Below are 11,408 nucleotides of genomic sequence, written 5' to 3' on the forward strand. Positions count from 1 at the left end.
AAAACTGTGTTTTGAGCAACCTATGGCTAACTTCCTATGTTTGCTTTTTGATTTTTATTGAGTATAAAACACCATAAAAAAATGAACTTGGAATTTTCAAGTTCATTTTTTTCTTATAGTCTATTTCCGACATTTATACGGTTAATGGCACGTTGCAGTGCAATCTTCGCACGACGTTCTTGGTCAATCAAGTGTTTGTCTTGTGCTTCTTCAATTGCACGTTCTGCACGAAGTTTGGCACGTTCTGCACGACTGATATCGATATCACGAGCACGTTCTGCAGAGTCAGCGACGATTGTAATCATATCATTGGCAATTTCAATAACACCGCCGTTTACTGCAATCCAGTTCACGTGATCTTCATCATCAATACGTTTTACCTTTACTTCATCAACTGCTAAAACCGCAATCATATTTTCATGTCGTGGCAAGATCCCCATCTCACCATCCAGAGTTCGAACCGATACATAGCTGGCATGGTGATCATAGACGAGACCATCTGGTGTCACGATCTGGACAGTTAACTGAGCCATAGATCACCTCTTAAAATCCCATTTTTTCAGCTTTTGCAATCACATCTTCGATAGAACCTACACCACGGAAGGCATCTTCTGGCAAGTGGTCGTATTTACCATCAAGGATTTCCTTAAAGCCACGTACAGTTTCAGCAACTGGAACATAAGAACCTGGCTGACCAGTAAATTGTTCTGCAACGTTGAAGTTTTGTGACAAGAAGAACTGGATACGACGGGCACGTGCAACCAAGGTCTTTTCTTCATCAGAAAGCTCATCCATACCAAGGATAGCAATGATATCTTGCAATTCATGGTAACGTTGGAGAACGCGTTTTACTTCAGCAGCAACTGCATAGTGCTCTTCTCCAACGATTTCAGGTGCCAAGGCACGTGAACTTGAAGCAAGTGGGTCAACGGCTGGATAAATACCCAATTGTACCAACTTACGTTCCAAGTTAGTTGTTGAATCTAAGTGAGCAAAGGCTGTTGCTGGCGCAGGGTCAGTATAGTCATCCGCTGGCACATAGATAGCCTGGATAGAGGTTACAGAACCCTTCTTGGTTGATGTAATACGTTCTTGCAATTGACCCATTTCCGTAGCAAGTGTTGGTTGGTAACCAACGGCTGATGGCATACGACCCAAAAGGGCAGATACTTCTGAACCAGCCTGAGTGAAACGGAAGATATTATCAATAAAGAGAAGCACATCTTGGCCTTCTACATCACGGAAGTATTCAGCAATTGTCAAACCAGTAAGGGCAACACGCATACGTGCTCCTGGTGGCTCATTCATCTGACCAAATACCATGGCTGTTTTCTCGATAACGCCTGATTCTTTCATTTCCCAGTAAAGGTCATTCCCCTCACGAGTACGTTCCCCAACACCAGTAAATACTGAAATACCACCGTGTTCTTGGGCAATGTTGTGAATCAATTCTTGGATTAAGACGGTTTTACCAACTCCGGCACCACCAAAAAGTCCAACCTTACCACCTTTAAGGTAAGGGGCAAGAAGGTCGATAACCTTAATCCCTGTTTCAAGGATTTCAGAAGAGGTAGACAACTCATCAAAAGTTGGAGCTTTTTTATGAATTGGCTGACGCTCTGCGTCTTCTGTAAAAGGAGCTTCCAAGTCAATGGTATCTCCCAAAACGTTGAAGACACGTCCCAAAGTTTCTTTACCTACTGGTACAGAGATTGGACGACCTGTGTCCAATACTTCCATTCCACGAGTCAAGCCATCTGTTGATTCCATGGCGATAGTACGGACCATACCATCTCCCAACTCCAAGGCTACTTCAAGGACGATTTTTGTTTTTCTTTCGTCATTTTTGTAGACGACAAGTGCATTGTTAATCTCAGGAAGTTTTTCCCCTGCTGCAAACAAGACGTCTACAACGGGACCGATAACCTGAGCAATTTTACCTGAACTCATCTCCTTCTCCTATTCTATATAAGATACTGTCGGCTCCTAGCTCAACTAGGTCCTAAGTTCATTTTCATACGAGCTGGACTAGAGCCTATTCTAAGGCACTAGCTCCTGCTACGATTTCTGTAATTTCTTGTGTAATCGCCGCCTGTCTGGCACGGTTATACTGAATTGTCAAATCATTGATGACTTTCTTAGCATTATCAGTCGCTGTTTGCATGGCTGTCATACCAGCAGCATTCTCAGCTGTCTTGGCATCGATAATGGCACCGTAAATCATACTTTCTGCAAACTGTGGCAACAATTGCTCCAAAATTTCTTCTCGGCTGGTTTCCAATTCAAAGGTCAAGCTATATTCTTCATCCGCTTCATTTGGATCCAAGTCAACAATCGGAAGCATTTGTTCCACACGCATTTGACTGGTTAGCGTATTGACATGGTGGTTGTAGCAAACATAAAGCTCATCAAAGAGTTCATTTTGGTACATTTCAACAGTTTTTGAAATAATCTTACGAACTTGATCAAAGCTAGGCTGATCCGTCAAGCCACGTAATTCATAAAGTGGTTGAATACCACGAGCCTTAAAGAAATCAGCTCCCATTCCACCGATACAGATCATTTCAAAACCTGTACCGTCTGGGTGGTATTCTTCTTTCAACTCCATAACGGCTTTCAGAATAGAAGAATTATACCCTCCAACCAAACCGCGGTCTGAAGTGATGACGATGTAGCCTGTCTTCTTCACAGGACGACTAATCAACATGGGATTAGTTGAACCACCAGCTCCATTACCATGAAGGATATCTGTCAAGAGCTTGCGAACCTTCTGAGCGTAAACTTGGAAGTTGCGAGCTGCTTCTTCAGAGCGACCAAGCTTAGCAGCCGATACCATTTGCATGGCATTAGTGATTTGACTCGTATTTTTTGTTGAGGCGATTTTTGTTTTAATATCATTTAGAGATACTGCCATCTGACACCTCTATTCTTATTGGAAGCTGGTTTGATTGAGAAACTCTGTAATCGCAGCATCCAAGACTGCTTCTTCTGGCAAGTCTTTTGTATCACGAATGGTTTCTAAAATCTCTGGATGTTGAGCATCAAAGAAGGCATGGAACTCTTCCTCAAAACGAACAATATCATCTACTGGAACAGTATCCAAGAAACCATGTGTCAAAGCATAGAGAATGGTTACTTGTTTCTCAACAGGTAATGGTTTGTGAACAGGTTGTTTCAAGACCTCAACGGTACGACGTCCACGGTTCAATTTAGCCTGTGTTGCCGCATCCAAGTCAGAACCAAACTTAGTGAAGGCTTCCAACTCACGGTATGAAGCAAGGTCGATACGAAGTGTACCAGCAACCTTCTTCATGGCTTTGATTTGTGCAGAACCACCTACACGTGATACAGATGAACCCGCATCGATGGCTGGACGAATACCCGCATTGAAGAGACCATCACCAAGGAAGATTTGTCCATCAGTGATTGAAATCACGTTGGTTGCGATATAGGCAGAGATATCTCCTGCTTGTGTCTCGATAAATGGTAGGGCTGTAATAGATCCACCACCAAGTTCATCAGAAACTTTAGCTGAGCGCTCAAGCAAACGGCTGTGAAGGTAGAAAACATCCCCTGGGAAGGCTTCACGACCTGGAGGACGACGAAGCAAGAGAGACAGTTCACGATAAGCTACCGCTTGTTTTGAAAGATCATCATAAACGATCAAAACATGCTTCCCTTGGTACATAAATTCTTCCGCCATGGCAACCCCAGCATAAGGAGCTAGGAAGAGCAATGGAGATGGTTGTGAAGCAGAGGCTGTCACAACGATTGTGTAGTCCAAGGCACCGTACTGACGAAGTGTTTCTACTTGCGTACGAACTGTTGATTCTTTTTGTCCAATTGCGACATAGATACAGATCATATCTTGATCTTTTTGGTTCAAGATTGTATCAATCGCAATGGTTGTTTTCCCTGTCTGACGGTCACCGATAATCAACTCACGTTGACCACGACCAATCGGTACAAGGGCGTCAATAGCTTTCAAACCAGTTTGCAATGGTTCTGAGACTGACTTACGTTGCATGACACCAGGAGCTGGCGCTTCTACTGGACGAGTTTTATCAGTGTGGATTTCTCCCAGACCATCAACCGGACGACCAAGTGGATCCACAACACGACCAATCAGACTTTCACCTACTGGGACTTCCATGATTTTACCTGTACGGCGGATTGTATCGCCTTCACGGATATCTGTAAAGTCACCTAGGATGATAATACCAACGTCTGTTGACTCCAAGTTTTGAGCCATACCATAAGAGCCGTTTTCAAAAATCAACAACTCTCCACTCATGGCATTTTCAAGGCCGTGAGCACGCGCGATACCGTCCCCGATATAGGTTACAACACCTGTTTCAGTCACATCAAAATTGGGTTTGAAATTTTCAATTTGTTGCTTAATTAAAGCGCTGATTTCTTGTGCGTTAATTGCCAAAAGAACACCACTTTCTATTTCAAATTTTCTTTAACAACTTTAAGTTGTTGTTTAATACTCACATCAATTGTCTTGTGATTGGCAAAAATGACAAAACCACCAATGAGACTTTCATCGATTTGTTCTTTTACACTCCTTACTTTCAGAGACATTTTTTTCTCAATCAAAGGGAGCAAGCGACTCTTTTGTTCATCTGTTAAAGGATGAGCTGAAGTAATCGTCACTTCAAATCGATTTGTTTCTTTTTCAAGTCGGTTCAAGCAATCTACAAGCACATCATAAAAAAGATTTACTCTGTGATTGTAGGCCAGAACCTGGATAAAGTTTTGTAATAAAGGTGACACAGAGTCTTGGAAAAAAGCAATCGTTTTTTTCTTGTCAGACTCATCTACTGTCACTTTTTTTAAAAAAGAAGGTAAACCTGTTTCTTCAGCAACTTGCTTGATTTGAGTCAAGTCTGAAAAGATACGGGCTTCTTCTCCTTTTTCAAGTACCAATTGGACAAAAGGCATGCTGTATTTTTCAATTACCTTTACTGTTTTCTTGTCCATTAAGCTTCTCCTAGCTGATCGATATACTGATCAATGAGTTCTTTATGGGCATGACCGTCAAGGTTTTGTGAGATGATTTTACCAGCTAGGCTGATGGTCAAATCTGCTACCTCACCCTTAACGCTTTGTAAAGCTTCAGCTTTGTTTTGAGCAATTTCTTGGTTTGCTTTTTCTTTTAAGCGTCCTGCTTCTAGTTTAGCATCTACTAAAATACTAGCCTTACTTTTCTCAGCTGTTGCTTTCGCATTCTCAATGATTGCCTTGGCTTCTTTACGGCTACCAGCCAATTCATCTTCGCGTTTTTGAGCCAATACTTCTGCTTTTTGACGGGCTTCTTCAGCACTGTCAATATCAGTAGCAATTTTTTCAGCTCTTTCTTCGAAAATGCCTGTAATATTAGACCATGCAAATTTTTTAATCAAGACTAGCAAAAGAATAAAAGAGCCAGTGATTAAAATAAAATTACCAATCAATTCACCTACTGTTACGTGCATCAGTTACTCCTTTCTATTCCTCTTCAATATTAATCTTATTCCCTAAATACACAGATGTCAAAAGAGTAAAGACATAAGCTTGGATGCAGGAAATAAAGACAGAAAATGCAGTCCAAGCCAAATTAGCTCCAAAGGCTACTGGATACCAATAAATAGCTTGGTGGGAAAGAAGAAGTAACAAACTCGTCATGACCTCTCCTGCAAAGATATTCCCAAAAATCCGCAAAGCCAAAGATAAGAAGTTTGTAAATTCTTCCAAGATATTCATCGGTATGACAAAAACAGGACTCATAAAAGATTTTATACTTTTTTTAAATCCACGACGACGAACGCTTTCTATATGTGTCAACAAAATGACAAGAAAAGATAAGGTTAAGTCATACTGTAAATTAGCGGTTGGCGAACTCCACCAGTTAGTCCCATCGATCGTTTGAAGCTTTGTCATTAAGCCAAGGTTATTGGCAATCACCATGAAAAGAAATAAACAAAGGAAAAAGAGTGAGTAATCTTTCATGTAGCGCGAACCAATGTTAGGTTCTGTAAATCCAATAACAAAGTCATAGACATACTCAAGTACATTTTGCTTTCCTTTGGGTTTCAAGGTCATATTGCGGCTTGCCCAATAAATAAAGACAAAAATAACTCCCACAATCAACAAGGTCATGGCTAACATAGTCAGATTGAAGATAACAGGACCAATAGAGATGATTGGATTAATACTTTCTTCCATCTAAAATCCTCCCTTTTCTTCTCGTTCCATGTATTTATTTGATAATAAATGAGAAGACAAGAGTTACAAAGAAAGTTCCTTCAATAAAGGCAACACCTAAAAACATCAAACTACGAAACTCAGAAAGCATATCTGGTTGGCGTGCTACTGATTTAAACAGTCCATTCATCAATAAACCTTCACCGACAGATACGCCCATACAGGCAATACATAAGCCTAAAAATGTTAAATTCATAACGAATTCTCCTTTAAAATAAAATTTACTTACTTAGTGTAGTCCTAAAATTTAAATTTGTCAACTTTTTTTGCACATTGGAAGCGTTTAATGAAAATTACTTCCATTTTCTTTCGTATTTCACTCTATTCTGAAAAGCTTGTGTATATTTACTGAAGCTAGCAAGTCTTACCTGTAAATTTAATGAAAGCAACACAAAATCCGAGAGGGGAATCTCGGATTAAGGTCAATTTAAAAAAATAGAGAGTGTTAAGTTTAAATATAGGATTTCAAAATATCGACGGCATCGCTTCTTTTCTTAACCTGATAGGACTTGATTACCAATTTCTCAGCTGTCATTGCATTGTACCCAATATTGCCCAGAAAGACACAATTTGTAGGATTTAACTGGTATTTATCAAGAATCTCCTTCATACTTATGTCAAGCCCCCTCTTTACTTTATGATTTCATATTCTCCTTACAAATCCTTTTGGTAATAATATCTTTGCCCAATGTAGGGATAGTCTTGTAAGGTAAAGACTTCCTTGTAGCCATGCCTTTTATAAAAATCTGGAGCTTGAAACTGGTAAGTATTGACAAAAGCAAAACGACAGTCTCGATTCTTAGCTTCAGTTTCTGCTTGCTGCAATAGTTTTGAACCGATTCCTTGTCCTCTCAATTCCTCTTTTACAAATAAATACTCGATTTCTAGCCAATTTCCAAAAGTCTCTGCTATCAAACCTGCCAGGAGATTGCCCTTTTCATCTTCGACATAAAGATTAAGTGGCTCACTTTCGGCATCTTCTCGTTTTGAACGGTTATAAACACGAATCAAATTCCCAATTTCTTGTGCTTTCTGAGACTCCTTGTTTTCCAATCTAAAGTACATCTAAACCTCCTCAAACACTATTACAACTTGATTATAGTCTTATTTCAATAGACTGTCAAACTAGCAAAAACCCACCAACCTGAGTTGGTGAGTCTTTAATCTATTTTCTAAATTTCCACTGGCTATAAATACCGAAACCGATAATCCAGATAGCTGAGCCGATTGCTCCTACAAATGTAGACTCTTGTAAAAAGAGGGTTACAAAGACAAAGGCAAAGAAGAGCATGGTTAAAGGATTTAGGAAACGATAATGGGGCATGAGATAGCCATCCGCCATAAAGTCTGGTGACTTGCGGTATTTAAGGTGAGCCACCATGATTAAGATATAAATGGCAATATAGACACCAGACGACGATGCCGTAATCAAGGCAAAGGCATCAGAAACACCTGGCAATACGTTGATAAAGGCTGCTAGGGCAATCAAAATTGCTGAGGCGATGATGGCATTTTGTGGTACGTTGTGACGGGAAAGAGTATCTGCCTTAATAGCCTTTAAGAATGGATTTGGTGAATCATGGGCAATCTGATACAAATGACGTCCTGTTGAATAAAGGGTTGAGTTAAGAGCAGATGCTGCTGACGTCAAAACGACGAAGTTAATCAAGGCTGCCGCCCACTTGATACCTGCTAACTCAAATACTGTAACAAAGGGAGAATCAGCCGATGCAAGTTCACGCCACGGAATGATAGCCATGATGGCTAAGAGGGCACCACCGTAGAAAAAGGCGATACGCAAAGGAATTTCCTTAACGGCTTTTGGCAAGACCTGGCGTGGATTTTTTGTTTCTGAAGTCGTTACCCCAATAAACTCAATCATGAGGTAGGCAAAGAAAACCATCTGGAAGGCCATGACAAAGTTCACTCCACCATTTGGGAAGAGGGAGAAATTGTCGGCAATATTAGCCAAACTTGCTACTCCATGAGGTGTCTTAAAGCCTGTCAAGACCATAAAGACCCCTGTTGCAATCATGGCTAAAATAGCCACAATCTTGACCATCGCAAACCAAAACTCAACTTCTCCAAAGAGCTTCACCGCAATCAGATTGACCAAGGCTAGAATAGTCAAAAATCCAATCTCAATCATCCAACTCGGCCAAGTTGGAAACCAAAATTGCACATAATGTGCGATAGCAGTGATTTCCGCCATACCGATAAAGACAACAGATAGCCAATAAGACCAAACCGAGAAATAGCCCCAGCCCTTACCCAAATGACGCGTGATAAAGTTGATAAAGGTATGTTGCTCAGGATCTTGGTAGAGCATTTCCCCAACCGCACGCATCATGAGGAACATGAAGGCCCCAGTAATCATATAAATCAGTACAATGGAAGGACCTGTTAGGCTGATAGAGCGACCTGCTCCCAGAAAGAGTCCTGTTCCGATTGTTCCCGCAATGGCCATAACCTGCACGTGACGATTGGTTAGACCACGCTCCATCTTATTTTTTTTCTTCTTTGAACTCATATCGTCTCCAATTCAATTTAAAATGGAAAAAGGAGTGAGTGAAGCGCATAGCCTCCCCACTCCTTTTTTCTGTTTTTAGGCTGTTTTTTCAACCTTCAAGATTTTTACATCATAGCTACCAACAGGTGTTTCAATCGTTGCTGTGTCACCTGTTTTCTTGCCAATCAAGGCTTGTCCAATTGGGCTTTCATTTGAAACTTTACCTGCAAAGGCATCCGCACCAGCTGAACCTACGATAATATAAACTTCTTCTTCGTCCTCACCAATTTCTTGGATGGTGACTGTTTTACCAATCGCTACTTCGTCCTGGGCAACTGCGTCGCTATTGACGATTTCAGCATAGCGGATTTTTGTTTCCAAGCTAGAGATTTGTCCTTCAACAAAGGCTTGTTCATCCTTCGCTGCTTCGTACTCACTGTTTTCTGAAAGGTCACCGTATGAACGGGCAATCTTAATGCGTTCTACCACTTCTGGTCGACGAACTAATTTCAATTCTTCTAATTCTTTTTCAAGTTTTTCCTTTTCCTCAAGGGTCATAGGATATGTTTTTTCTGCCATTTTTCTCAACTTTCTTCTGATGATATTTTCGAAAGAAAATTATGTGAAGTATCACATAATTTTAGTTTGTTTGGTTTAATTTGCTGTTGACATGTTCAGCGACATTGCGGTCGTGGTCTTCTTGATTGTTAGCATAGTAGACCTTGCCATCTGTGACATCTGCTACAAAGTAGAGGTTATCGCTCTTAGTTTGATTGATGCTTGACTCAATCGCATCCAGACTTGGACTATCGACTGGACCAGGCATGAGACCTACATTTTTATAAACATTATAAGGTGAATCAATGTTGGTATCAATCGCAACATCCTCAGCTAGGCTGATATTTTGCCCCAGTTTTCCTTGGGCATACAAAATTGCAATGTTACTTTGAAGTGGCATATCACGATTCAAACGATTGTAGAATACACCGGCAATGAGCTTACGATCTTCTGTCTTGGCACCTTCTTTTTCGACCAAGGAAGCAATGGTCAACAACTCATTGACAGTCAAGTTTTTAGATTTGATAGTACTATAGTAAGGAGATAGGTTCTTATCCATAGCAGCTAACATCTCATCAATCAAGCTCTCAACAGTTGTGCTTTCCTTGATAGAGTAAGTAGCTGGGAAAAGATATCCTTCCAAACGATAACGAACGCCACTTTCCTTTGTAGGCAAGCTTTCAAGTATACTCGGATATTTGGCAACTTCTTGACTGATAAACGTCTCATCTTGAACTTTTGCTAGGAAAGCATCCGCTGTCAAAGGCTCTTTGAAGTCACCTTGCAATTGACCCACAGCTTGAGCAATCTGATCCAAAGTATAACCTTCTGGAATTGTCAAAGTCGCAAGGACAGGTTCTTGTGGTTCATCTGTTCCACCTTTTTGCAACTCTTTGAGTAAGTCTTCTGTACTCATACTCTTTTGCAAATTGTAGTAACCTGCTTTCAAATCGGTATAATTTTTATACTTGGCATAAAAGCTAAAAATCAGACCATGCTTTACCAAACCAGCTTTTTCAAGCGTCGTACCGATTTCTTGAACGTTTGAACCTTCTGGAATTCCAACCGTCACATATTTCTTAGAATTAGCATCAATAGGTAACAAAGAATCTAGCACGTACTGGTAACCAAAGTAACCACCTGCTGAGAGCAAGGCAAGGAATACAAGGAATGAAATCACAAAGGCTTTCACATGTGACTTCTTCTCTTTCTTAGGCTTAACGGGTTTTGCTCCTTCTCTACGGCTACGACGTGGTGTATCGCTGATGATATCCACTGTTTCTGTAGCAGGCATAGGTGTTTCTGGACCTGCTTGTTCTGCTTTTTTCTCTGCCGTCTTATAGGAAACAGCTACCCTTGTTGGGGTTTCATTGTATTCTCTTTCAAGTTTCTTAGGTCTAACAGGACCTGAACCTGGTCTTGATCCACTTTCTTCCGCTGGAGAAGAAGGTACATCTTGACTTGGATGACTTGGAACACCAGGAGTTTCTCTTTGAATCTCATCTGCTGGAGAAGCTGGTACATCTTGACTTGGGTGAGTAGGCGCAGCAGGAGCTTTTCTCATAATCTCCTCTACCGTTGACAAGGAATCAGCCATGAGTTCTTCAGCTGAAGGTTCATTTGCAGGAGTGCGAACTACTGCCTCATCTTCTTTCAGAACTTCATCATAGCCTTTTACTTTTTCTAAATCTCTCAGAATCTGCTCTTTAAAGCTTAATTTCTCTTCTTCTCTTGACTTTTCACTCAAAAGTTTTTCCTCCTTGTTGACAATCCATAATATTATATCTTAAAAGTCCAAGAAAAGCAACCTATGATACTTTTCCTAGCTTATTTTTTATACTCTGTAACTTCTCAAAGTAACTTCCACTTGCCTGACCAAAGTGGAAATTAGTCTAAAACGGATTTTTATGGTGGAATTAAGTGTGAGACGTTTGAGTTAGAAACGAGGTCTACTATGACAAAACATAAACACCTTACCCTTTCAGACCGTAATGATATCCAATTAGGTTTAGAGCGCAGTGAAACCTTCAAAGCTATTGGACAATCCATTCTAAAAGACCCGACTACTGTTTCCAAAGAAGTCAAACGAAAC

Annotated in this window: 14 protein-coding genes; 1 reads left to right on the top strand and 13 read right to left on the bottom strand. The window is 40.6% G+C overall.

Features of this window, described 5'->3' with window-relative positions; genetic code table 11:
- Window positions 1-113 precede the first annotated feature (113 nt).
- From HT696_RS07710 to mltG, 13 genes are all read right to left on the bottom strand, one after another.
- Window positions 114-533, bottom strand: a complete 420-nt coding sequence (locus tag HT696_RS07710; protein WP_000068041.1) for a F0F1 ATP synthase subunit epsilon — start codon at window positions 531-533, stop codon at window positions 114-116.
- Window positions 534-543: 10 nt separating this feature from the next.
- On the bottom strand, window positions 544-1,950 hold the full coding sequence (gene atpD, locus HT696_RS07715) for a F0F1 ATP synthase subunit beta (protein ID WP_000094360.1): 1,407 nt from the start codon (window positions 1,948-1,950) through the stop codon (window positions 544-546).
- An 85-nt stretch (window positions 1,951-2,035) separates the two neighbouring features.
- A complete protein-coding gene (locus tag HT696_RS07720) occupies window positions 2,036-2,914 on the bottom strand; it encodes a F0F1 ATP synthase subunit gamma (protein WP_173282865.1) in 879 nt (292 codons plus the stop codon).
- Between the two features lie 15 nt (window positions 2,915-2,929).
- Window positions 2,930-4,435, bottom strand: coding sequence for a F0F1 ATP synthase subunit alpha (gene atpA, locus HT696_RS07725; RefSeq protein ID WP_173229432.1), 1,506 nt, complete (start codon window positions 4,433-4,435; stop codon window positions 2,930-2,932).
- Window positions 4,436-4,449: 14 nt separating this feature from the next.
- Complete coding sequence (locus HT696_RS07730) at window positions 4,450-4,986, bottom strand: F0F1 ATP synthase subunit delta (RefSeq protein ID WP_173282866.1); 537 nt, start codon at window positions 4,984-4,986, stop codon at window positions 4,450-4,452.
- A complete protein-coding gene (atpF, locus tag HT696_RS07735; protein WP_112444247.1) occupies window positions 4,986-5,480 on the bottom strand; it encodes a F0F1 ATP synthase subunit B in 495 nt (164 codons plus the stop codon). Before atpF ends, HT696_RS07730 begins: the two co-directional genes overlap by 1 nt.
- Before the next feature lie 13 nt (window positions 5,481-5,493).
- Window positions 5,494-6,210 carry a F0F1 ATP synthase subunit A gene (atpB, locus tag HT696_RS07740; protein ID WP_000392851.1) on the bottom strand — a complete coding sequence of 239 codons (717 nt, stop codon included), beginning with the start codon at window positions 6,208-6,210 and terminating at the stop codon, window positions 5,494-5,496.
- A gap of 34 nt (window positions 6,211-6,244) precedes the next feature.
- Entirely contained in the window at window positions 6,245-6,445 is a 201-nt protein-coding gene (locus HT696_RS07745; protein ID WP_001054562.1) for a F0F1 ATP synthase subunit C, read from the bottom strand.
- Between the two features lie 255 nt (window positions 6,446-6,700).
- On the bottom strand, window positions 6,701-6,859 hold the full coding sequence (locus HT696_RS07750) for a hypothetical protein (RefSeq protein ID WP_173274609.1): 159 nt from the start codon (window positions 6,857-6,859) through the stop codon (window positions 6,701-6,703).
- A 44-nt stretch (window positions 6,860-6,903) separates the two neighbouring features.
- Entirely contained in the window at window positions 6,904-7,314 is a 411-nt protein-coding gene (locus HT696_RS07755) for a GNAT family N-acetyltransferase (protein WP_173274610.1), read from the bottom strand.
- 100 nt (window positions 7,315-7,414) lie between these two features.
- Window positions 7,415-8,779: an amino acid permease gene (locus HT696_RS07760; RefSeq protein WP_173282867.1), complete on the bottom strand. Its 1,365-nt coding sequence runs from the start codon at window positions 8,777-8,779 to the stop codon at window positions 7,415-7,417.
- 75 nt (window positions 8,780-8,854) lie between these two features.
- Window positions 8,855-9,337 (bottom strand): transcription elongation factor GreA, encoded by a 483-nt coding sequence (greA, locus tag HT696_RS07765; protein WP_000818760.1) that lies wholly within the window; start codon window positions 9,335-9,337, stop codon window positions 8,855-8,857.
- 61 nt (window positions 9,338-9,398) lie between these two features.
- Window positions 9,399-11,063, bottom strand: coding sequence for an endolytic transglycosylase MltG (gene mltG / locus HT696_RS07770; RefSeq protein WP_173282868.1), 1,665 nt, complete (start codon window positions 11,061-11,063; stop codon window positions 9,399-9,401).
- A gap of 207 nt (window positions 11,064-11,270) precedes the next feature.
- On the opposite strand from mltG, the gene HT696_RS07775 reads away from it, so the two are divergent.
- A partial coding sequence (locus tag HT696_RS07775; protein WP_173283509.1) for a helix-turn-helix domain-containing protein occupies window positions 11,271-11,408 on the top strand: 138 nt, incomplete at its 3' end.

It is taken from the genome of Streptococcus sp. 9903 (assembly GCF_013276625.1).
Taxonomy (GTDB): domain Bacteria; phylum Bacillota; class Bacilli; order Lactobacillales; family Streptococcaceae; genus Streptococcus.